This is a genomic window from Mesosutterella porci, assembly GCF_022134585.1.
Lineage (GTDB): Bacteria > Pseudomonadota > Gammaproteobacteria > Burkholderiales > Burkholderiaceae_F > Mesosutterella > Mesosutterella porci.
In genome coordinates this window covers 173,872-195,447 of sequence record NZ_JAKNCT010000002.1, presented here as the reverse complement: position 1 = coordinate 195,447, position 21,576 = coordinate 173,872, and the positions used below count along the sequence as shown (strand labels likewise).

The window sequence follows — 21,576 nt, the reverse complement described above, 5'->3', positions numbered from 1 at the left end:
TTTGAATCCTTCCGCGGCAGAAGCTCGCTCCTGCCTGTACCCCCTATATGGGGGCGCCTTTTTGTTTTTCAACCCTGCGCCACTGCGACCATGGCAGGGCGCAGCACGCGCTCCTGAATCATCCATCCCTTTTGGAAGACGACGGCGACCGTTCCAGGGGCCGCGCTCTCGGAGGCCGGGACCATGGACACGGCCTGGTGGAAGTTGGGATCGAACTTCTGGCCCTTCGGGTCGAAGCACTTCATGCCTGAGATTTCCATCGCATGAACCATCTGCCTGTAGACGGCAAGCAGCCCTTCCTTGAGGGGGCCCTGGTCGTCTGCGGCATGGTCGATCGCCTTCTCAAACGAATCGATGACGGGCAGCAGGTTGGCGGCGAACTTCTCAATGCCGTATTTATGAGCCTTCAGCACCTCGGCGTTCGCCCGCTTTCTGGTGTTTTCGAGGTCTGCCATGGCCCGGACGTAGAGATCGTAGTTCTCCGCGATCTTTTTCTCCGCCGCCTCAAGCTGCTCCTTCAGAAGCTGCTCAGCGCTTTTTTCCGCAGGCTTCTGCGGCGCCTCGGTGGCGGGAGCGGCCTCCGGGGCTTCCGGCAGGGCCTCTTCCTTCTTTTGCGCCGGCTCCTTGGCCGCGGCGGCCGGCTTGTCTTGCTGCTGAGCTGCTGATTCCGTCATAGAGTGGTTCTCCGAAATGTGAATTTTTCACAAAAAAGGCTTTAACCCTATATGGGGTTCAAAACCCACCTTTCACATAAGTAAAACCACCAATAGAAAGGAGCGTTCCGGGCTCTCTCTTATATCCAGCCCTTCAGCTCCTCGGCAATGAGGGAGGCATAAAAGGAGAGGGCCTCCTCAGACTCGTTGATGCAAGGCACGTAGTTGAAGCTGCCCCCCGGGCAGCCCGACTGGAAAACCGCCCGCCCTTCGATGTTGATTTCCTCGCACGTCTCCAGGCAGTCGGTCGCAAAGCTCGGGCACACGACGTCGACCCGGTTCACGCCTTCTCCTCCCAGGGCGCGCAGCCTCTCGAACGTGTAGGGCCGCAGCCATTCGTGGGGGCCGAAGCGCGACTGAAACGACACCTCCCAGGCCCCGTCTGCAAGCCCGAGCTCGCGGACGATGAGCGCAGCCGATTCCTCGCACTCCCTGCGGTAGGAGTCGCCCTTTTCCTCCACGCATTCGAGCGGGATGCCGTGGAAGCTGAGCAGGAGCCGGCCCGAAGGCCCGGGCAGCGGCCCTTTCTCGCGCCACAGGGCGCGGACCTGCGCAGCGACCGCACGGGCCCAGCCCGGACGGTCGTAAAAGCGCTTCACGGTCCTCACAGCCGGCGGGTTCCTGCGGCCGAGGCAGTAGCGCGCCGCCGCGTCCATCACCGAGCCCACGGTCTGGGGGGAATACTGGGGAAACAGAGGCAGCAGAAGCATCTGCTCGACGCCGTCGCGCACCGCCCGGTCGATCTGCTCGTCAAGCCGCGGCGTGCTGTAGCACATCGCGCGGCGCACCAGCAGCCGGGGCTCCCGGCCCCCGAGCCGTTCCTGCAGCCCCGCCTCCAGCGCCTTCATGTGAACATCGAGCGGCGAGCCTTCGCTCGTCCAGATGCTGGCATAGCGCGCGGCCGATTTCGCCGGCCTGAACGGCAGCACCACGCCGTACAGGATGGGCAGCCAGAACGCCCGGGGCATCTCCACGATCCGGGGGTCCTTCAGGAAATCCTTCAGGTAGCGGCGCACCGCCCCGGCCGAGGGGTTGTCCGGAGTGCCCGTATTGATCAGGAGAACCGCAATGTCTGAGCGCCGCATAAAACCCCGCCGGTGTTTCTGTGCGCCTTCAGGCCGCAGCGTGGGCCGAAGACCGGCCCGCCCGCTGGTGCAGCGCGAACAGCACCGCCGCCGCTGCCACCGACATCCAGAGCTTGCCGATCACCTGCCCCCAGAAAAACTCCAGGCTGCCGAAGGCGAAGAAAAGAAAAAGCGCCGAATCGGCCATCGCGCCGGCCAGGCCGGAGGCGAGAATGGCGGAACTCGGATACCTTCCCCGAAGCGGCTGGTAGACAAGCAGGTCCACCGTCTCTGAAAACAGAAACGCCGCGGTCGAGGCAAAAATCAGGGAGGCCGGGGAAAGGAATCCCGACAGCAGTGCGCCGGCCAGAATCGCCGCAAAGGCCGCCTTCACTCCAAGGTAGTGGTGCACTCCGTCGCGAAGCACAAGGGCCGCGCCGGCCACCATCACGCCGGAAGGCGCCATCACGCCCGGCCAGACCGGCACAAGGCAGGGCTGCCCCTGCGCCGGGCAGACGAGCCCGATGTTCATCACGACCCAGTTCCCCAGGGGAATCGTCAGGACGTAAAGACAAAGAAAAAGCAACCCCGCCGCGAGGCTGCGGCGTCCGGCCGCCGCCCCGTCTTCATGCTGAATATGAAACATATCCGCCTGCCTCCAGCCACAGTGGGATGGTCTCCCAAAGCAGCCTCTAAAAATTTTAAGGGCCCAATCTTAACAGGAGCTGAGCCTCAGCGCCCCGTGTCGAAAAAGCGCAGGATGCGCCGCGGCAGGTAAGTGATCTCCCCGGGCCACTTCCCGGTCGGAAATCCGATGTGCCCGCCCTGCTCAGGCTGTTCCAGGTAAACGAATGAGGATACGTCCTGCTCGCGCGGAAGGGCCGAGACCGGCTGGAAGGGATCGTTGAGCGGATTGAGCGCGAGCAGCGGCACCCGCACGTCGCACAGGACCGGCTTGGCCGAGCAGCGCCTCCAGTAATCGAGCCCGCTGCGAAAGCCGTGAACCGGCGCGGTGTAGACCTCGTCGAACTCGTACATGTGGCGCACCCGGCGGAATTTGCCGACATCGATGAAGGCTCCGAACCGGGCGATTTTCCTTTCCACCTTTTCCTGCAGGGTGGACAGGAACATCTCGTCGTAAAGCCGGATGACACCGTGATCCATCACCCGGTAGCCCTCCACGATGTCGAAAGGCCCTCCCACCGCGGCGACGGCCGTTACGAACGAGGCCTCGGAGCCCATGTCGCCCAGATATTTGGCGATGTAGTTGGCCCCGAGCGACATGCCCGCAACATAAAGCGGCGCATCCGGAAACCTCTCGTGAATTGTCTTCAGCACCCAGCCGCAGTCATCCGTGTCCCCTGCGAAGTAGGCTCTCGGCAGCCGGTTCATCTCCCCGCCGCAGGTCCTGTAGCAGGGCACGACGCCGCGCCAGCCGCGCTCTGCCGCCTCATGCATCAGGGCGACCGCGTAATGGCTCCCGGGCCCGCCCTCGAGCCCGTGGAAAAGCACCAGCACCGGAGCCCGCGGGTCGCCGGGCTCCGGCCGGGCCCAGAAGAACAGCTCGAAATCCCCGTCCGGGGTGTCGCAGTGCTCGCAGCGGTAGGACACCTTCGGCCGATGCGAGAGCTTGGCTGGTATCACGGTCTGAATCTGGGTACCCTTCGCCCAAGAGGGGGCGCTGTAGTCGGAAATCAGCACTGGCATGTGAACAGTTCCTCACTTCGCAGGGGAGGGCCCCGCAACACCGAAAACGGTCGACCAGAGCCGCAGGACGGCCTCGCGCTCGGGCCCCAGCTGCCCGGGCTCCACCCGGACCGGGCCATCGCCCCGAGCGAGCCGCACCTCGCGCTGTATCTCCCTGTAGCGGCGGTAGGCCGCGGCAGCCTCCGAGGCGATCTCCCCGGGGATGAGCCCCTGCTCGCCCGCAATCGCCAGCAGCCGGATGTTGCCCAGGTTGTCCAGCAGCTCGGGCTTGTCGCAGGAGCAGGCGAGCACCAGGTACTGCACGGCAAACTCGATGTCTACCATGCCGCCCCGGTCATGCTTGATGTCGAACAGGGGCGTGGGGTTGCGGTGTCCCTCGAGCATGCGTTCGCGCATCTCCAGGATTTCGCGGGCGAGCTTCGTGTGGTTCCTCTTCATCCGTAGGATCTCGCGGCGCTCCTTCTCAAACCTCGCCCCGATCGAGCGGTCTCCCGCGCAGAAGCGGGCCCGCGTGAGCGCCTGCAGCTCCCAGGTCCAGGCGCCCTTGCCGTCCTCGTTGCGCTCGTAGGCCTTCCAGAGATCGAAGGGCGAAACGAGCAACCCGTCGTCTCCGTTGGGCCGCAGCCTCAGGTCTACCTCGAAGAGCCTGCCCGAGGAGGTCTGCATGGACAGCCAGTTCATCATCCGGCGCACGAGCCGGCTGTAGACAAGCTCCGCATCGGGCCGATCGTCGTCGTACAGGTAGATCAGGTCAAGGTCCGAGGCATAGCCGAGCTCTTTGCCGCCGAGCTTTCCGTAGGCTATCACCGCAAACCGCGGCTCGCCCTCGAAGCGGCGCGAGAGCGACTTCCAGGCGAGGTCCATCACCAGCCCGATCACCGTGTCGGCAAGCGCCGAGAGCTGATCGGCGAGCCGCTCAGTGCTCAGCCTCCGGTCGAGATCTGCCATGAGAAGGCGGAAAACCGCGCCATGGTGGGCGTCCCGCAGCAGGTTGAGTTGCCGCTCCTGATCGTCTCCAAACGCCGCCAGGTCGCGCTCGAGCCCCTGCCGCCAGCGGCTCCAGTCGACGGGCGTGTCATTGCTGAACTCCTCCACGCGCTGGTCGAGCAGCTCATCGAGAATGATCGGATGCTCCGTCAGATAGTCGGCCGCCCAGCGGCTTGAGGCGAGGACGCGGCCCACGCGCCGAAGCATGTCGGGATACTGATAGAGCAACGCCACGTAAGTGGGGCGGCCCGCTATGACTTCCAGCAGCCTCAGACACCGGTCAAGCTCCTCGCCGCTGCCCACCGTGCTCGAATCCTGCCCGGCCCAGCCCGCGCAGTGCTCGAAAACAGTTTCCACGACGCTACCCATGCGCTCAAGCGCTCCGTTGCTGCGCCCGAGCGTCTTCGAGCGCATCATGAGCAGCACCCGCTCGGCCAGCTCCGGGGCGTGGTCGTAGCCAAGCGAGGCGATTTTGGCGGCGAGATCCTTCTCGACTCCCGGCGCCCCGGAAAGCCAGCCCTCCGGCCAGCCCGAGGGAGCGGCGCCGTCCTCCCCGTCGCGTGCGTGAAAAATAGAGTCAAAGGTCTCAGACACGAAGCCGCGGATTTCGGAGAGCGTCGCATCGAGCCGCCCGGGGTCCTCGCCCATGAGCCCGGCCACGCGCGCGCGGGCCTGCGGATCTGAAGGCCAGAGCTGCGTCTGCTGGTCGTCGACGTACTGGATGGCGTGCTCGAGGCAGCGCAGGAACACATAGCTGCGCTTGAGCCGCTCGGACTTCTCCTGCGTGAGGATGCCGCGCTCGGACAGGTAGGTCAGCGTCTGCAGCGTGCTTCTCGAGCGCAGCTGCGGATTCCTGCCCCCGCGGATAAGCTGGTAGGTCTGGGCGATGAATTCGATTTCCCGGATTCCTCCGGCCCCGATTTTGATGTCGACGCCGCGCCCCCGGTGCTGCAGCTCCCTGCGCCGGGACTCCGCCCGGATCATGTCGTGCAGGCGAGCCAGAGAAGAGACGGCGCTGAAGTCCACATACTTCCTGTACACAAAGGGCCGCACAAGTGAGGACACGGACGAGCACTGGCCGCGGAACTGCTGCTCGGAAGAAAAAACCGGCGAGGAGACGATCCGCGCCTTGATCCATGCGAACCGCTCCCACTCGCGGCCCTCTGTATAGAGATACTCCTCGAGCATGCCGCTCGAGCAGGCCATGGGACCGGAGTCGCCGTCCGGCCGAAGCCTCATGTCGACCCGGAAGACGAACCCGCAGCCCCGGATGTCGGAGAGCAGGGGAATGATCCGGCGCGAGGCCCGCTCGAAGAACTCGCGGTTCGAAATGCTTCTGCGCGGCTTGAAGCCGCCGCTCTCCTGCGTTTCGCCGTCCTCGTCGTAAAGGAAGATGAGGTCGATGTCCGAGGAGACGTTCAGCTCTGCGCCGCCCAGCTTTCCCATGCCGACAACCAGCAGGTCCTGGGGCTGTCCCGTGTTTTCCGAACAGGGCACACCGAAGCGCTCGGCCAGGCTCGTCACCACGCTTTTCACGGCGGCCTGCACGGTGATCTCAGCGAAACGCGTCATGGAGGACACCACCTCCGGGTAGCCGCCGATCCTAAGAGCGTTGCGCACCAGCAGCCGCATGATCAGCTCCCGCCTGAGCTCGCGCATCCGCAGGGCGAGCTCCTCCTCGTCGCGCACCCCCGACAGGGAAGCGCGGATCGCCTCCATGTCCGGCGCGGCCGCAGCGAGCGATTTCATCGCCTCGATCTGAGCGGATTCTTCCTCGCTGCCGCATACTGCGGCGAGCGAGCGGCGCAGAAACGGAGAATAGCTGAGAATTGATTTGAACTGGCTGTTTTCCATCGATTGTTCGCCCGCAACGAAGTGTCGGGAAAGTGTATCCCATTATGGTGCGGCGCCGCTGTGCTAGAGTGGTCGCGGCAGCATGCAGCAAAAAAACAGAGGGAGTGCATGACAGGCAGAGTCCATTTTTTCAAACCCCGCGGCCTACTCAGGGCGGCAGCAGCGGGACTTATCTGCCTGTACTTTCTGGCCGCCGCGCCGATTCTGCTTTTCCGCTACCTTTTTCTGCCCCATATCAACGATTACCGCGAGAGCCTCTGCAGCTACCTCTCCTCGAAGGCCGGAGTGCAGATCAGCGCCGACAGGCTCGTCCCGTCAGGCAGCTCCATCCTCCCGCGCTTCACCATCGAGGGGCTGGAGGTGCGGCAGCCGGGCTCGGCAGACGGCATCCGCGTGCAGAAAGCCGAGGCGGTGCTCGACCCGAGCTCCCTGCTGCGGCTTCAGCCCGTTTTCAGCAGCCTCAGCATCACCGGGCCGCAGCTCGACGTGAGGAAAACAGGCGACGGGCTCTACAGCGCGGGCGGCTTTACGTTCGACCTGTCGGGAGGCAGTGAGGACTCGCGTTTTCTCGGCTGGCTGATGTCTCAGTCGGGCGTGTCCGTGCAGCAGGCCTCGATCACCTACCGGGACGAAACAGCCGCTGACGCCCCGCTGATGAGGCTCGAGGGCGCGGGTTTTGCCCTCCGGCAGACGCTCTCCGGGTGGCAGGCCGGACTCCAGGGATCACTGCTCGCGCCAGGACGCGAGCCCTCGCTTATCGACCTGAGGCTGCAGATCGGCCGCTCCCTCGGCATGAGAAAATCAAACTGGAAGACTTGGAGGGGACGCTTCTACGCGAACGCCGGCGACATTTCGCTCACCGGCCTGTCCTCAGCGCGGCAGACCGATCCGCACATTCTGGCCGGACAGGCCGCAGCGAAGGCCTGGGGCGAGTTTGACGGCGGCGTGCTCTCCTCGCTTATTTCCGAGGCCAGGGTCTCGGGGCTGCGGGTCGGGCTTGCGCGGGGGGCAGCCCCGCTGGACGTTCCCTCGCTTTCGGGACGCGTGCTGCTCTCGCGCGGCCGCGACGGCGGGCTTCTGGTCTCCTCTCCGGGGATCAGCCTTCCGATCGGGCCTGGCGGGCGCTCCGCCGCGGTCTCTTTCACGCTGGAAAACCACCCGAAGGACAAAGACCGGAACACGCTCGTGCTTTCGGCCTCTTCCGCAGACCTTGAAACCCTGTCGCGCGCGGCGCAGGCCGCCGCAGGCCCCGGACGCCTCACCGAGACGCTCTCCAGAATGGTTCCCCGCGGCTCCCTGAAGCAGGTTTCACTCCGGCTTGGCGGCTCCTGGGACGCCCCCAAATGGGAAGCAAGCGCCGATTTCCACGACGTTTCATTCGCCGCGCAGCCCGAGCAGCGGCACGACGACCCCGGGATTCCAGGCGCCAGCCGCCTGAGCGGCCACCTCTGGATGAATGCGGAGCAGGGCGCGGTGCAGCTTGACTCAGCCGGAGGAGCGGCTGCCTTTCCCGGCACTTTCGAATACCGGGAAGTCCCCTTCAGGCACCTCACGGGCAGCGTCTTCTGGAATACCCGCGGGCCCCTGCGCCTCGCTTTCCGGAACCTGAAGCTCATCAACGACGACCTCGCGATCTCGGCTGACGCCGACTGGCGCGATGCGGACGGAGGCGGCATCATCCGTGTTTCGGGCGAGGCCGCCCGCGCCCGCATGCCGTCCCTGTACCGCTACATGCCCATCGTGGCAGGGCGCACCATCCAGACCTGGCTCGAGCAGGCGCTCCGCGGGGGGCTTGCCGACCGGGCGTTCGTCGAGTGGAACGGCCCGCTTTCGGCTTTTCCCTACACCGGCCGGGACGCGGGCCGCGGACAGTTCCTCGTGACCGGCAGCTACAGCGGGGCAAAGCTTGACTTCCTGCCCACCGGGCAGAAAAACAGCGCGGGCCAGTGGAGCGAGGGCGGGCAGTGGCCCGTCATCGAACAGGCCTCGGGGCAGTTCCTGTTTCACGGCGACCGCATGGTGATCACCGCGCAGAATGCGGCAAGCTTTGGCGTGCGAATCCCGGAGGCGGTCGCGGAGATACCCTCGATGGGCCTGTACACGCCTCACTCCGACCTGTACGTGCGCGGAAGCGCGCGGGGGGCCGCTCAGGACATGATCGGCTACACGGCTGCAAGCCCCGTGTCCGGCTGGCTCGGCCACTTCCTTGACTCCGCCCGCGCCACGGGAAACGCCTCACTCGAACTCTCGCTGCAGATCCCGCTCGACGAGCCCGAGCACTCCCGGGTCGCCGGAGAGCTCGACTTCAGCGGCAACGACATCGCCTTCGGAGGCGGCATCCCAGAACTCGGACAGGCCAGCGGACGGCTGCACTTCACACAGGATCACTACTGGGGCGAAAAGCTCACGGCGAACGTCTGGGGAATGAGGGCCTCGGGGCGCCTGACGCGCACCGCCGGTGGGGACACGGAAATCCTCGCCTCGGCCAGGGTGTCTCCGGAGACTGCGAGGCCGCTGCTCGAGTCACGGCCGGAAGCACTCGCGATGCTGCAGCGCATCCAGGGCTCGGCCGAAGCCTCCGCCCGCATCCTCGTGTCGGACCACTCCACGCAGGTGCGGGTGACAAGCAGCCTGCAGGGGATCTCCGTCAGGCTTCCGAGGCCGTTCGGCAAGCACTCGGAAGAAGAAGTCCCTTCCGTCTTCAACTGGATCTCCCGCGACGGAGCGCCGCTTGAAATCTCCGCCCGGTACGGCGACAAGGCCAACGGGATCGCACGGCTTGCCACCGGCCCCTCGGGCCTGAGGCTCGTGCAGGCCGCGCTCGCCGCGGGCGAGCAGGCGCAGCTTCCGGACCGGGGCCTGTCGCTTCGCGCGACGCTGCCCGACATTCCGATTGAGCCCTGGCAGGAAACGCTCGAGCCGGTGATCGACGCCGCGGGCCGCTCTTCAACGGCTGCGCTCTCCGAGAGCCTGGGGCCGGTGTCGGCAAGAATCAGGACGCGGCAACTTATCTTCAAGGCGCGCAGCTTCCCGGACGTCACGCTGTCGGTGCGGCACGGCCAGCCCGGCCAGAAAAACTCAGCCTGGGAAGCGGAACTCCGCTCCCCGCAGGCTTCGGGCAAAGGCCTCTACCAGCCTGGAACAGGCCGCACTCCGGCCTACTTGTCGCTTGACCTCACGCGGCTTTATGTCCCGGAGGAGAGCCGCAGAAGATTCCACAAAATATTTTCAGACACCCCGGCCGAACGCCTTCCTTCGATGGACGTGCGGATCGGGGACTTCAAGGTGGGCAGCGCCTCACTTGGCAGCATCTCGCTCAAGGCCCGGGCCTCCGACCCGAGCCTGAAGAGCCACCGCTGGCGGCTCGAGTCCTTTGCCGCGCGCCTCCCCGAAGCGACCTTCTCAGCCTCGGGCCAGTGGGAGCGGGGCGGCGCGTCCGGCCACAGCGCCACGAGCCTCAAAGGCAGCCTCGTCGTCAAGGACAGCCGCCGGCTACTCAAGTCGCTTGACCTGCCCGGGGACGTTGTCCGCAACGCGCCGGGAAAAATTGAGCTCGAGGCGAACTGGAAGGGCGCTCCGCAGGACTTTGCGCTGAAGAACCTCAACGGCAGGCTCTCGGCCGACATCGGCGGGGGCCGCTTCATGCAGGTCGAGCCCGGCGTGGTCGGCCGGTTCATGTCGCTGCTGTCGATGCAGTCGCTCATGAAGCGGCTCACGCTCGACTTCAAGGACGTGTTCGGGCGGGGCTTCTCCTTTAACTCCATCAAGCTCAACGGCACCACCACGAACGGGGTTTTCGTCACCGACGATCTCGTGGTGGACGGCTCGGCCGCCTCCATAGCGGTCAGCGGATCAGCCGATCTCGCGCGCCAGAATCTGGACGCGAAGCTGCTCGTGCTGCCGGAGCTGCACACCGAAGCCCCCGCGCTTGCGCTCGCTCTGGCCAATCCGCTGGTCGGAGTCGGCAGCTTCATCGCCCAGTTCGCGCTCAAAAAGCCGATCTCCTACATTCTCGCGACGGAATACACCGTGAAGGGCCCGTGGGACCACCTCTCGTTTGAGAAAACCCCCGCCGCGCCCTCTGCGCAGAACTCTTCCCCCGACAACTGACGGCCGGGGCTGCTTTTGGACTCGCGCGGCCTTCGTGGGATAATGGCAGGCATCGCGTTATTGAACAAAAGCCGATGTTTGACTCCATCAGACTTGTTACCGGGATCACCCTGCTCACGAAGCTGCTGGTCGGGGCCTACCCGCAGTGGCAGGGCTGTGCGCCGTCGCGCGCCCAGCGAATCTATTTTGCTAATCATTCGAGCCACATGGACGCCATCGTGGTCTGGTCCTCGCTGCCGCCCGAGCTGCGGCAGAAGACCAGGCCCGTGGCTGCCAAGGACTACTGGGAGAAGGGGGCGCTGCGCCGCCGCATCGCCATCAAGGAGCTGCGTGTGGTTCTGATCGACCGGCTTCACTCCGGCCACACCAACCCTCTTGACCCGCTCAAGGAAGCGCTGCGCCAGGGCGACTCCCTCATCATCTTCCCGGAAGGCACCCGCCGGCCGCAGCCGCTGCCCTCGCCCTTTAAGAGCGGGCTGTGGAGGCTGATGCGCGAATTCCCGCAGGTCGAACTGATCCCCGTCTACATCGAGAACCTCCACCGCTCCATGCCCAAGGGCACCCTGATCCCGACGCCGACCATCTGCTCGGTGCGCTTCGGTGCGCCGCTGCCGCACAGCGTCGAGGACGGCAAGGAGGAGTTCCTTAACCGTGCCCGCGACGCCGTGATCAAACTGGCGAGTTCCTAAAGGAGGATCGGATCATGATGCGACTTGGCATTCCCATTGAAGCGGCTTATCTTCTGATCCTCACCTGCCTGATCTTTTTTGCGGCAGTCGCGACCGGCTACGGGCAGTGGGCCTCCTCGCGGGCAGCCAGCATCCAGCAGCAGCAACGCATCCGGATCGTCAATTCCCGCGTGCGCTCCTCGTGGTGGCTGATCGGAATCTTCGCCGTCGCCTTCTGGCTCGGACAGGGAGCGCTGCTCGTTGTCTTCGCCTTCATTTCGTTTTTCCTCCTGCGCGAGTTCATCGCGCTCACGCCGACGCACTACACGGACCACTGGGCGCTTGTCATCGCCTTTTACGTGGCCATCCCGGTCCAGTACCTGCTGATCGCCTACGAGCAGTACCTCTTCTTCACGATCTTCATCCCGGTGTATCTGTTCCTGCTGCTGCCCGTGGTCATGGCCGCGAGCCACGACACGGACCGCTACCTCGAGCGCGTCGCCAAGGTTCAGTGGGGCATCATGCTCGCCATCTTCTGCGTCAGCCACGCACCGGCCATCTCCCTGCTTGACTTCAACCGGTTCTCGAGCAACGGCCCGCTGATGCTCGTCTATTTCCTGATGATGGTGTTCTTCGCCGACCTGTTCGCCGTGCTGATGAGCTCCATCCTCGGCGGGCGCCCGCTGCAGTCCAACCCCAACAAAACGGTCAAGGGAACGCTCGCCGGCAGCGCGATGACCCTGCTTTGCGGTCTGGCCCTGTTCTGGCTCACGCCCTTCAGGCTCTGGCAGGCCGGGCTCATGACGCTTGCCATCATCATCGCCGCCCTCATGGGCGATCTGGTGATCTCCTCGGTGAAGAAAAGCCTGGGAGCGAGCTACCGCAGCGCTGAAGACGATGTCTACATCACGCGCGGCGTGCTCGAGCGCATGGCGCCCCTCACGTTCGCAGCCCCGGTGTTCTACCACCTGATCGTCATTTTTTTCATGAACTGAGCGGTTTGCGCCTCCCGGCACCGAGGAGTAAAGTAGTTTTTACTGCGCTGCCGGAGCGCGGATCCGGCATAAAAAGACAGACACTGATGTCCTTCGCTTCAGACTTCTACTATTACGGCTACTACCTTTATCGCCCCCGAGGCGGTAGGGTTCGGCGTATCTGAAGCAGCAGGAGTTTCAGTGCAGTCCACTCACCGCCCGGCGGAGCCAGCCCGGCGGTTTTTTATTGCCCGGCGGCCCTGCCTCCTCTTCTAGGAAAGCAAAATGAACCAGGAAACTGACCACATTGACCGTTTCATGACCGATGACCTCCGGATCAGGGAAATCCGCGAGCTCACGCCTCCCGCGCACCTCATCCATGAATTCCCCTGCACCGACGCCGCTTCCTCCACCGTCCACCAGGCCCGCGAAGCCGCCCACCGGATCATCCACGGCGAGTCCGACCGCCTGCTCGTGATCGTCGGCCCCTGCTCGATCCACGATCCGAAGGCCGCCCGCGAGTACGCGAAGCGGCTTGTCGAGGTGCGGCGGGCTCTTGCGAACGACCTGGAAATCATCATGCGGGTGTACTTCGAGAAGCCCCGCACCACGGTGGGCTGGAAGGGCCTCATCAACGACCCCGACCTCGACGGCTCCTACCGCATCAACCACGGCCTGCGCATCGCCCGCAGCCTGATCCTCGACATCACGGAGATGGGACTGCCGATCGGCGTGGAGTTCCTCGACATGATCAGCCCCCAGTACATTACCGACTTCGTCTCCTGGGGCGCCATCGGGGCGAGGACCACCGAGAGCCAGGTCCACCGCGAGCTCGCCTCGGGCCTTTCCTGCCCGATCGGCTTCAAGAACGGCACCGACGGCAACACCAAGATCGCCGTCGACGCGATCGGCGCGGCCAACCACCCGCACAGCTTCCTCGGCGTTACCAAGGGCGGCATTTCGGCCATCGTGTCGACGACCGGCAACGAGGACTGCCACCTCATCCTCAGGGGCGGCAGCCGCGCTCCCAACTACGACGCCGCCAGCGTGAAGGCGGCCTCCGAAGCGCTCTCCAAGGCCGGTCACGCCCCCTACCTCATGATCGACGCGAGCCACGCGAACAGCCGCAAGATCTGCCGCAACCAGATCCCCGTGGTGGAGGACATCGCGGGCCAGGTGGCCAACGGGAGCTGCAGCATCATGGGCGTCATGATCGAAAGCAACCTCGTGGAGGGCCGCCAGGACATCGTGCCCGGGCAGCCGCTTGTCTACGGGCAGTCCGTCACCGACGCCTGCCTCGGCTGGGACGACACCGAGGCTCTGCTCGAGCGGCTCGCCCGCGCCGTGCGCGACCGCCGCGCCCGCAACCAGTGAGTTCCTCCGCGCCTCTGAAGCCGCAGCCCCCTGATGACGCCGGGGCTCCTCCCCCGGGCAGAGCCAAACCGCCGGCGGGATGCTCAGCGATTCTGTCTGACCCCGCTTCCGCAGCAGCCCTCCCCCGTCTCCGCGCGGCCGGCAGGCGAAGCAGCCTGCCATGCATGGACTGCAAAAGATAGGGCCGCAGCGCCGAGCAGCCCTTGTCTCAGGGCAACGAGCTCATCCTGCGCCCCCTTTCATCCGCACCGTTTTCCGGACAGCCCCATCGCGCTGCCCTAACACGGCAGAACGGGCGTATTGACCGGAACAGTGCCATGGAGTACATTACTCTTCATAGATTGCGTCATCCCTCGCGGATGTCGAACCTCTTTCTTTAATGAGTTTCAGCATGATACGCAGCGCCCGCTTTTGTTTTAGCTTCGGCTTTTTTCGCTGTCAGGCGGAAAGAGTCGTTGAGGGCGTTTGAACATTTCTGAACACTCGCATATTCTCCAACCGCCAGGACCCAGAGCCCGGCGGTTTTTTTATTGTCCGTCGGCTCCGACCCCCTCTAGGAAAACAAAATGGACCAGGAAATTGACCGCTTCATGACCGACGACCTCCGGATCAAAGAAATCCGGGAACTCACGCCCCCTGCACACCTGATGCATGAATTTCCATGCTCGGACACCGCCTCGGCCACCGTGCAGCTCGCCCGGAACGCGGCCCACCGGATCATTCACGGCGAGTCCGACCGCCTGCTCGTGATCGTCGGCCCCTGCTCGATCCACGATCCGAAGGCCGCCCGCGAGTACGCGAAGCGGCTTGTCGAGGTGCGGCGGGCTCTTGCGAACGACCTGGAAATCATCATGCGGGTGTACTTCGAGAAACCCCGTACCACGGTGGGCTGGAAGGGCCTCATCAACGACCCCGACCTCGACGGCTCCTACCGCATCAACCACGGCCTGCGCGTGGCCCGCAGCCTGATCCTCGACATCACGGAGATGGGGCTGCCGATCGGCGTGGAGTTCCTCGACATGATCACCCCCCAGTACATCGCCGACTTCGTCTCCTGGGGCGCCATCGGGGCGAGAACCACCGAGAGCCAGGTCCACCGCGAGCTCGCCTCGGGCCTTTCGTGCCCGATCGGCTTCAAGAACGGCACCGACGGCAACACCAAGATCGCCGTCGACGCGATCGGCGCGGCCAACCACCCGCACAGCTTCCTGTCGGTTACCAAAGGCGGCATCTCGGCCATCGTGACCACGACCGGCAACGAGGACTGCCACCTCATCCTCAGGGGCGGCAGCCGCGCTCCCAACTACGACGCCGCCAGCGTGAAGGCGGCCTCCGAAGCGCTCTCCAAGGCCGGTCACGCCCCCTACCTCATGATCGACGCGAGCCACGCGAACAGCCGCAAGATCTGCCGCAACCAGATCCCCGTGGTGGAGGACATCGCGGGCCAGGTGGCCAACGGGAGCTGCAGCATCATGGGCGTCATGATCGAAAGCAACCTCGTGGAGGGCCGCCAGGACATCGTGCCCGGGCAGCCGCTTGTCTACGGGCAGTCCGTCACCGACGCCTGCCTCGGCTGGGACGACACCGAGGCTCTGCTCGAGCGGCTCGCCCGCGCCGTGCGCGACCGCCGCACCCGCAACTGCTGAAAAAAACAGCGCCGCCTCCGGCCCGGCGGGACGGTCCACCCGGTCGGAAAAGCGGCGCAGCTCAAGGCGCGTCGGAATAAATCAGTGGCGGCGCTGCTGGTGAGTCGGAGAGCCCGTCGGGGCGCCCGCGGCGCGGCCCTCAATGTGACGGAACGTGATGCGGCCTTTCGACAGGTCGTAGGGAGAGAGCTCGAGCGACACTTTGTCTCCGGCCAAAATCCGAATGTGATGCTTGCGCATCTTGCCGTTCGTGTAGGCGATCAGCTCGTGCCCGTTGTCGAGCTTGACGCGGTAGCGGGCATCAGGCAGGACTTCCAGAACCTGCCCGGACATTTCAATAAGGTCTTCCTTTGCCATATATTGTGGAGGCGGAGCGCGGAGACCCTCCGCGGCGAAGCCGCCTGCGTTGTTTCCTATACAAAATAAACATGAGTTCCGCACGGGCGGCAACCCCGCCGCCGGTCGCCCGGGAAGCCGCGCCAAAAGCGAAAAACGCCGCGCGCATCCAGGCAGGCAGAACAAATGCGGATTTTACAGGGATTTTTCACTGCGCGGAGCGCAAAAGCCGCCTTAAGCGCAAAAATAATCCTTTCTTTTAAAATACCTGCGGGCCTCAGGACCGGCGCACGAAAGGCAGACGGGTCCCCGGTTTTGAGCCTGTAAGTGAAAACCCTTATTTTCGCTTTCGTTTTTTCCTTTTCGCCTCTCTTAGTCTTTCATCCTGCAGTGTCAGCGTTGCTGGCAGGAGCTGTAAATAATGAAGAATGTGCTGGTGCTTTACTGGAGTCACGACGGCCACACGGCCCGCGTTTCCAGAACCATCTGTGAAACCATCCGGGCCGAAGGCCACAATGCCGAAATGATGAGCGTGATCGAAGCCGACCGGGAGGGTGTTGATCTGAGCCGCTTCGATGTGCTGATCCTGGGCGCCGCCATCCGGTACGGCCGCTTCAACAAGACGTTCGTTCAGTTCGTCAACAAGCACGCGGCTGAAATCGATGCAAAGCCCAACAGCTTCTTCAATATCACGCTCATTGCCCGCAAGCCGGAGAAAGCCACCCTCGAAGGCAATGTCTACGCCCGCAAGTTCGTCCAGAACAGCCTCTGGAAGCCGCGCGAGGTCAAGTGCATCGCCGGCAAGGTCGACTATCCGAACTGGAGCTGGTTTGACGCCGTGCAGATCCAGCTCATCATGTCCATGACCAAGGGCCCCACGGACCGAACGGTGGTCCGCGACTACACCGACTGGGACGACGTCAGGGCATACGCCAGGCACTGTCTCACGCTCGCGTGAGAGGCACGCGCTTCCTGCGCTCCTGAAAGGGGCAGAGTGCGCGCGCGGCCTGCGGCGGTTTTAAGAGAGGACCGCCGGAGGCGGCGCGTCTGCGCTGCCTGAGGACGCAGGGCAACAGTAAGAATTGCAAGGACCCGTTTATGCCAACTTATCCGTGGATTGCTCACTACGAAAAGGGAATCCCGGCGGAAATCGACCCTGATTTTTGTCCCAGCATCCCCGCGCTTCTCGACGATGTTGCCCGCCGGTTCGGTGACCATACGGCCTTCGTCAGCATGGGCCAGAAGCTGTCTTTCAGGCAGGTGAGCGACTGCGCCTCCGACCTCGCCGGCTACCTTCAGTCGGCCCGCGGCCTGAAGCCCGGCGATAGGGTCGCGATCATGATGCCCAACATCCTGCAGTACCCCGTGTCGCTCTTCGGCGTGCTGAAGGCGGGCTTCATCGCGGTCAACGTCAACCCCCTGTACACCGCCCGCGAGCTGCACAACCAGCTGCTCGACTGCGGGGCGAGCGCCGTCATCATCGCCGAGAATTTCGGCCGCACGCTGGAAAAGGCGCTCCCGGGCACCGGGGTCCGGCTCGTGATCTCCACGGGAATCGCCGACCTGTTCGGGTTCATGAAGCGCACGATCGTCAATTTCGCACTCCGGCACGTAAAGAAGATGATCCCGGAGTTCTCCATCGAAGGGCTCGTTCCCTTCCGGAGCGCGCTCGCCGAGGGCCGCTCGCGCGGCTTCCGCCCCGTCGCCGTCAAAAACACCGACGTCGCGCTGCTGCAGTACACGGGCGGCACCACGGGGATCTCCAAGGGCGCGATGCTCACGCACCGCAACGTTCTCGCCAACGTGGAGCAGACCGGGCGCTGGATCTCGCAGACGTTCCAGATCGGAAAGGAGCGGGCGCTCACCGCGCTGCCGCTCTACCACATCTTCTCCTTCACCGCGACGCTGTGCTTCCTGAAGCGGGCGAGCGCCCAGCTGCTCATCGCGAACCCGAGGGACATCAACAACGTGATCGACGCCTTCGAGAAATGGAAGCCCACAGCCTTCCCGGGCGTGAACTCGCTTTTCAACGCGCTTTTAAACAGCGAGCGCTTCCGCGGCCTCGACTTCTCGCAGCTCAAAATGACCGTGGGCGGCGGCGCGCAGGTCCAGCGGCCCGTAGCTGAAAAATGGAAGAAAGTCACCGGGCACACCATCCTCGAGGCCTACGGCCTCACGGAAGCCTCGCCCGGCATCTGCGGGAACCTGCCTGACTCCCCCTGGGACGGCTCGGTGGGCTTTCCCCTGCCCAGCACCGTGATTTCGATCCGCAACGACCGCTTCGAAGACCTCGGCGTCTGCGCGGACCCCGCTCAGATCGAAGCGCACACGGGAGAAATCTGCGCGAAAGGCCCCCAGGTGATGAAGGGCTACTGGAACCAGCCCGAGGAGACCGCCCGGGTGCTGCAGGACGGCTGGCTGCACACCGGCGACATCGGCTGGATGGACAAGGACGGCAGGGTCACCATCACCGACCGGAAAAAAGACCTGATCATCGTCTCGGGCTACAACGTCTATCCCAACGAGGTGGAAACCGTGATCGCCGCCAACCCCAAAGTGCTCGAGGTGGGGGTCGTGGGGGAGAAGTCCAAGACCTCGGACGAAACCATCAAGGCCGTCATCGTGAAAAAGGATCCCTCGCTCACCGTCCAGGAGATCAGAAGCTGGTGCCGCGAGAGACTCACCGGCTACAAGCGCCCGAGAAAGATCGTCTTCGTCGAGAGCCTGCCCAAATCCCCGGTGGGCAAAATCCTGCGCCGGGAGCTTCGCTCGCTTTAGGAAGCCGCCGCGCCGGCCTTCACCTCGATTTCCCTGCCCTGCGCGGCGACGGTCTCCCCGCCGCGCAGCTTCGCCCCGCGGCGGGTTTCCTTCCGCCCGTTCACGAGCACCCGGCCGGACTGAATCGCCTCCTTGGCCTCTCCGCCGGTTGCGAACACGCCTGCCGCCTTGAGCAGGGAGTCGAGCTTGATGAATTCCGTCTTGAGCTCAAAAACCGTTTTTTCCATTGTGTTTTCCTTCATTGTTCCTTTGCTGGGCCGGCGCTTTGGCCGCTCATGAACTCCCGCAGAGCCTGCCCCAGAATGCGGACGGTTTCCAATGCCTTCCTGCAGCAGAACACGTCCGCCCCCTGCCCGACGGGCATTCGGAGCAGATCCGCGCGGCCCAGCTGCGCGGCCCGCTCCATCAGGTCGTGCATGATAAAGCGCTGCCAGGGATAGCCCGAGGAGGCCACGCCGGCCCGTTTCAGGGCTTCGATCAGGCCGTTTTTCATCACCCGCTCGAGCCTGCCCGAGAGCTGGTCGCTCAGGCACGTAGCCGTGTCGGATGCGGCGATCATCGAACGCTTCATCAGGTCGGGGGCCGCTGACTCGGGGCTGCAGGCCACGGCGGTGCCCACCATGACGGCGGAAGCGCCCGCCACCAGGGCCGCGACCGCGCCTGCCGGCGTGGAGATGCCGCCCGAGGCGACCAGCGGCAGGTTCACGGCGCGCCCCGCGCCCGCAAGCAGCACGGAAAGCCCGACCGAAGACTCCTGCGGCTCGCTTTCAAAATAAAGCCTGGGGCCGCCGGCTTCTGCCCCCTGCAGGATCACGGCATCGGCGCGAGCCGAACGCTGGACCTTCGCCTCCCGCAGCGTGGTGGCCGCCCCAAGGATAAAGACCCCGGCCGCATGCAGCCTCTCCTCGTAGGCCTCCCTATAGCCTCCGAAGGAGCAGCACGCCGCCCTCACTCCACAGTCGAGGAGCGCCTCGAGCTGGCGGTCGAAATCAGGCTCCCGGAAGGCGTCCAGGTCGACCTGCTCGGGCAGTCCCAGCTCTCGCCTGAGCTCGCCCAGCGCGTAGATCACCTTCAGGGCCTGAGCGCGGTCACCCCGGTCGCGCGGCGGAATGCGCAGATTGACCGCAAACGGCCGGTCCGTGATCGCGCGCACACGCCTCACCTCGCGCTCGATGTCCTCGGGCTCGAGCAGATCAGCCGCGAGCACCCCGAGCCCTCCGGCGCAGGAAAATGCTGCGGCAAGCTCCGGCGTGCTCACGCCGGACATCGGGGCCGACAGCAGCGGAATCTCTATCTCCAGCCTTTCGCAGAATCGCCGGGCCCGTTCGGCCGCCGCCCTTATCATGCCTTCCTGTGCCTGCATCCTCTCCCTCCTGACCCGAGCAGCGCAGTGCCCGAACCGTTAAGATCATACTAGCCGAATGAGGCGGGGCGGGCCCGCAGCTCATCTTCCGGCCTTTTCTGATGCTGCGTTTGGTTTGTGGTGAAAAATGCCTAGAGTGATTGTGGGGATGTCCGGCGGAGTTGATTCCGCGGTGAGCGCCTGGCTGCTCAAGCAGCAGGGCTATGAGGTGATCGGCCTCTTCATGAAGAACTGGGAGGACGACGACAACGGCGAATACTGCACGAGCCGCCAGGATCTGATCGACGCCTCGAGCGCCGCGGACGTGATCGGCATCGACCTGCAGGCCGTCAATTTCGCCCGGGAGTACAAGGAGCGGGTCTTCTCCATCTTTCTCAAGGAATACGCCGCGGGACGAACGCCCAACCCCGATGTCCTGTGCAACTCCGAGATCAAGTTCAAGGCCTTCCTGGATCGGGCGATGGAGATGGGAGCGGACTGGATCGCCACCGGGCATTACGCCCGCACCCGCAGGGCCGAGGACGGCACCACTGAGCTGCTCAAAGGAGTCGACCCCTCCAAGGACCAGAGCTACTTCCTGCACCGCCTCTCGCAAAACCAGGTGAGCCGGGCGCTCTTTCCCGTGGGCGGGATGTACAAGAAGGATGTGAGGGCTCTCGCTCGCAGGATAGGACTGCCGGTAGCGGACAAAAAGGATTCCACCGGCATCTGCTTCATCGGCGAGCGTCCCTTCAGGGAGTTCCTCGAGCGCTACCTTCCTACGCACGAGGGCGAAATCCGGACGCCGGACGGCACCCCGCAGGGGCGCTGCGTCGGCAGGCACATCGGACTCGCCTTCTACACGATCGGCCAGAGAAAGGGCATCGGCATAGGGGGCGCCCGGGGCCTGGAGGAAAAGCCCTGGTTCGTGGCCGCAAAGGACATCCGCAGCAACGTGCTCTGGGTGGTGCAGGGCCACGACCACCCCTGGCTGCTCAAAGACCACCTCTACGCCTCGGAACCCTCCTGGATTTCAGGAAAGCCGCCCCTGCAGGGCGGGCGCTTCGGGGTGAAGACCCGCTATCGCCAGAGTGACTGCCCCGCCGTGCTCACCGGCTCCGGCGAGCATGCGTTCTCGCTTCGCTTCGACAAGCCGCAGTGGGCCGTCACCCCGGGCCAGAGCGCCGTGCTCTATGACGGCGACGTCTGCCTGGGCGGCGGATTCATCGAAGGACTGGAGACGGGCGAGGCCCGCTGAAAAAGGGCCCGCGGTCGTCCCTGCGCGAAGAAGGACGGCCGGAGTCTATTTCTTCTGCCCGGTGATGAGGTCCACCCCGGAGCGACGCCGAGCGAGAAGCCCCGCTGCCACCACGAGCAGCGCGCAAAGGAGCGATACCGGCAGATGCCAGGAGTCGATCCCGGCGACCCGGTTCGCAATAAAGCTGTCGGAAATGAACAGCCCGCCCGCGATCCAGCCGAGCAACCCCCCGCCCAGGAGAATGATCACCGGGAAGCGGTCAAGCACCTTCAGCACAAGCTGGCTGCCGAAAACGATGAAGGGCACGGACACCAGCAGGCCGAAAATGACGAGCATGGTCTGGTGCGCCTCGTGGGCCTGCTGCGCCGCCCCTGCGATGCCGATCACGTTGTCGATGGACATGATCAGGTCGGCCACGATGATGGTCTTGATCGCTCCGAGCAGCTTCGTGCTGCCCTCGACCTCCTCGGGCTTGCCGTCGTCGGGCAGCAGCAGCTTGTAGCCGATCCAAAGGAGGATGAGGCCACCCGCCAGCTTCAGGCCCGGAATGTTGAGCAGCATCACGGCGAATGTGATCAGAATGACGCGCAGCGTGATGGCGCCGGCCGTGCCCCAGAAGATGCCCTTCGCCCTCTGGCTGTGCGGCAGATTCCGGCAGGCGAGTGCGATCACCACGGCGTTGTCGCCGCCCAGCAACACGTCGATCAGGATGATCTGGCCCACGGCCGCCCAGTGCATGGTCGTAAATACGTCAACAATCCAGTC

General features: G+C 64.6%; 17 protein-coding genes. 8 read left to right on the top strand and 9 right to left on the bottom strand.

Annotated features, from left to right (window positions below; translation table 11 throughout):
* Positions 1–68: 68 nt before the first annotated feature.
* From grpE to glnE, 5 genes are all read right to left on the bottom strand, one after another.
* Entirely contained in the window at positions 69–674 is a 606-nt protein-coding gene (grpE, locus tag MAF45_RS02540; RefSeq protein ID WP_237977982.1) for a nucleotide exchange factor GrpE, read from the bottom strand.
* Between the two features lie 119 nt (positions 675–793).
* Positions 794–1,798 (bottom strand): ferrochelatase, encoded by a 1,005-nt coding sequence (gene hemH / locus MAF45_RS02535; RefSeq protein ID WP_237977981.1) that lies wholly within the window; start codon positions 1,796–1,798, stop codon positions 794–796.
* Between the two features lie 28 nt (positions 1,799–1,826).
* Complete coding sequence (locus MAF45_RS02530; RefSeq protein WP_237977980.1) at positions 1,827–2,423, bottom strand: VUT family protein; 597 nt, start codon at positions 2,421–2,423, stop codon at positions 1,827–1,829.
* A gap of 86 nt (positions 2,424–2,509) precedes the next feature.
* Complete coding sequence (locus MAF45_RS02525) at positions 2,510–3,484, bottom strand: YheT family hydrolase (protein WP_237977979.1); 975 nt, start codon at positions 3,482–3,484, stop codon at positions 2,510–2,512.
* A gap of 12 nt (positions 3,485–3,496) precedes the next feature.
* The gene (gene glnE, locus MAF45_RS02520; protein ID WP_237977978.1) at positions 3,497–6,325 is read right to left on the bottom strand and encodes a bifunctional [glutamate--ammonia ligase]-adenylyl-L-tyrosine phosphorylase/[glutamate--ammonia-ligase] adenylyltransferase; all 2,829 of its coding nucleotides are present in this window, start codon (positions 6,323–6,325) and stop codon (positions 3,497–3,499) included.
* A gap of 108 nt (positions 6,326–6,433) precedes the next feature.
* Between glnE and MAF45_RS02515 the strand changes: the two genes are divergently transcribed.
* The 5 genes from MAF45_RS02515 to aroG (MAF45_RS02495) all read left to right on the top strand — a co-directional run bounded on the left by MAF45_RS02515 (position 6,434) and on the right by aroG (MAF45_RS02495) (position 15,097).
* Positions 6,434–10,435, top strand: a complete 4,002-nt coding sequence (locus tag MAF45_RS02515; protein ID WP_237977977.1) for a YhdP family protein — start codon at positions 6,434–6,436, stop codon at positions 10,433–10,435.
* Between the two features lie 74 nt (positions 10,436–10,509).
* The gene (locus MAF45_RS02510; protein WP_237977976.1) at positions 10,510–11,124 is read left to right on the top strand and encodes a lysophospholipid acyltransferase family protein; all 615 of its coding nucleotides are present in this window, start codon (positions 10,510–10,512) and stop codon (positions 11,122–11,124) included.
* A 14-nt stretch (positions 11,125–11,138) separates the two neighbouring features.
* Positions 11,139–12,098, top strand: coding sequence for a phosphatidate cytidylyltransferase (locus MAF45_RS02505; RefSeq protein WP_237977975.1), 960 nt, complete (start codon positions 11,139–11,141; stop codon positions 12,096–12,098).
* Between the two features lie 264 nt (positions 12,099–12,362).
* The gene (gene aroG, locus MAF45_RS02500; protein ID WP_370659301.1) at positions 12,363–13,451 is read left to right on the top strand and encodes a 3-deoxy-7-phosphoheptulonate synthase AroG; all 1,089 of its coding nucleotides are present in this window, start codon (positions 12,363–12,365) and stop codon (positions 13,449–13,451) included.
* Positions 13,452–14,017: 566 nt separating this feature from the next.
* Entirely contained in the window at positions 14,018–15,097 is a 1,080-nt protein-coding gene (gene aroG, locus MAF45_RS02495) for a 3-deoxy-7-phosphoheptulonate synthase AroG (RefSeq protein ID WP_370659300.1), read from the top strand.
* Positions 15,098–15,178: 81 nt separating this feature from the next.
* Here aroG (MAF45_RS02495) and infA read toward each other — a convergent pair whose 3' ends face one another.
* Complete coding sequence (infA, locus tag MAF45_RS02490; protein WP_237977974.1) at positions 15,179–15,454, bottom strand: translation initiation factor IF-1; 276 nt, start codon at positions 15,452–15,454, stop codon at positions 15,179–15,181.
* Positions 15,455–15,854: 400 nt separating this feature from the next.
* Between infA and hemG the strand changes: the two genes are divergently transcribed.
* Entirely contained in the window at positions 15,855–16,391 is a 537-nt protein-coding gene (gene hemG / locus MAF45_RS02485; RefSeq protein WP_237977973.1) for a menaquinone-dependent protoporphyrinogen IX dehydrogenase, read from the top strand.
* A gap of 140 nt (positions 16,392–16,531) precedes the next feature.
* The gene (locus MAF45_RS02480; protein WP_237977972.1) at positions 16,532–18,211 is read left to right on the top strand and encodes an AMP-binding protein; all 1,680 of its coding nucleotides are present in this window, start codon (positions 16,532–16,534) and stop codon (positions 18,209–18,211) included.
* Here MAF45_RS02480 and MAF45_RS02475 read toward each other — a convergent pair.
* Together MAF45_RS02475 and MAF45_RS02470 are read right to left on the bottom strand one after the other, a co-directional pair.
* Entirely contained in the window at positions 18,208–18,438 is a 231-nt protein-coding gene (locus MAF45_RS02475) for an RNA-binding S4 domain-containing protein (protein WP_237977971.1), read from the bottom strand. The genes MAF45_RS02480 and MAF45_RS02475 overlap by 4 nt on opposite strands.
* An 11-nt stretch (positions 18,439–18,449) precedes the next feature.
* On the bottom strand, positions 18,450–19,574 hold the full coding sequence (locus tag MAF45_RS02470) for an NAD(P)H-dependent flavin oxidoreductase (protein ID WP_237977970.1): 1,125 nt from the start codon (positions 19,572–19,574) through the stop codon (positions 18,450–18,452).
* A 127-nt stretch (positions 19,575–19,701) separates the two neighbouring features.
* Here MAF45_RS02470 and mnmA point away from each other — a divergent pair, with 127 nt between their 5' ends.
* Complete coding sequence (mnmA, locus tag MAF45_RS02465; protein WP_237977969.1) at positions 19,702–20,811, top strand: tRNA 2-thiouridine(34) synthase MnmA; 1,110 nt, start codon at positions 19,702–19,704, stop codon at positions 20,809–20,811.
* A gap of 45 nt (positions 20,812–20,856) precedes the next feature.
* Here the strand turns inward: mnmA and MAF45_RS02460 are convergent, their stop codons facing one another.
* Positions 20,857–21,570: a TerC family protein gene (locus tag MAF45_RS02460; RefSeq protein WP_370659303.1), complete on the bottom strand. Its 714-nt coding sequence runs from the start codon at positions 21,568–21,570 to the stop codon at positions 20,857–20,859.
* Positions 21,571–21,576 lie beyond the last annotated feature (6 nt).

Bases quoted from the DNA above. Each gene is read 5' to 3' on its own strand.
- grpE (WP_237977982.1), bottom strand. From the start codon at position 674: ATGACGGAATCAGCAGCTCAGCAGCAAGACAAGCCGGCCGCCGCGGCC.
- hemH (WP_237977981.1), bottom strand. From the start codon at position 1,798: ATGCGGCGCTCAGACATTGCGGTTCTCCTGATCAATACGGGCACTCCG.
- MAF45_RS02530 (WP_237977980.1), bottom strand. From the start codon at position 2,423: ATGTTTCATATTCAGCATGAAGACGGGGCGGCGGCCGGACGCCGCAGC.
- MAF45_RS02525 (WP_237977979.1), bottom strand. From the start codon at position 3,484: ATGCCAGTGCTGATTTCCGACTACAGCGCCCCCTCTTGGGCGAAGGGT.
- glnE (WP_237977978.1), bottom strand. From the start codon at position 6,325: ATGGAAAACAGCCAGTTCAAATCAATTCTCAGCTATTCTCCGTTTCTG.
- MAF45_RS02515 (WP_237977977.1), top strand. From the start codon at position 6,434: ATGACAGGCAGAGTCCATTTTTTCAAACCCCGCGGCCTACTCAGGGCG.
- MAF45_RS02510 (WP_237977976.1), top strand. From the start codon at position 10,510: ATGTTTGACTCCATCAGACTTGTTACCGGGATCACCCTGCTCACGAAG.
- MAF45_RS02505 (WP_237977975.1), top strand. From the start codon at position 11,139: ATGATGCGACTTGGCATTCCCATTGAAGCGGCTTATCTTCTGATCCTC.
- aroG (WP_370659301.1), top strand. From the start codon at position 12,363: ATGAACCAGGAAACTGACCACATTGACCGTTTCATGACCGATGACCTC.
- aroG (WP_370659300.1), top strand. From the start codon at position 14,018: ATGGACCAGGAAATTGACCGCTTCATGACCGACGACCTCCGGATCAAA.
- infA (WP_237977974.1), bottom strand. From the start codon at position 15,454: ATGGCAAAGGAAGACCTTATTGAAATGTCCGGGCAGGTTCTGGAAGTC.
- hemG (WP_237977973.1), top strand. From the start codon at position 15,855: ATGAAGAATGTGCTGGTGCTTTACTGGAGTCACGACGGCCACACGGCC.
- MAF45_RS02480 (WP_237977972.1), top strand. From the start codon at position 16,532: ATGCCAACTTATCCGTGGATTGCTCACTACGAAAAGGGAATCCCGGCG.
- MAF45_RS02475 (WP_237977971.1), bottom strand. From the start codon at position 18,438: ATGGAAAAAACGGTTTTTGAGCTCAAGACGGAATTCATCAAGCTCGAC.
- MAF45_RS02470 (WP_237977970.1), bottom strand. From the start codon at position 19,574: ATGCAGGCACAGGAAGGCATGATAAGGGCGGCGGCCGAACGGGCCCGG.
- mnmA (WP_237977969.1), top strand. From the start codon at position 19,702: ATGCCTAGAGTGATTGTGGGGATGTCCGGCGGAGTTGATTCCGCGGTG.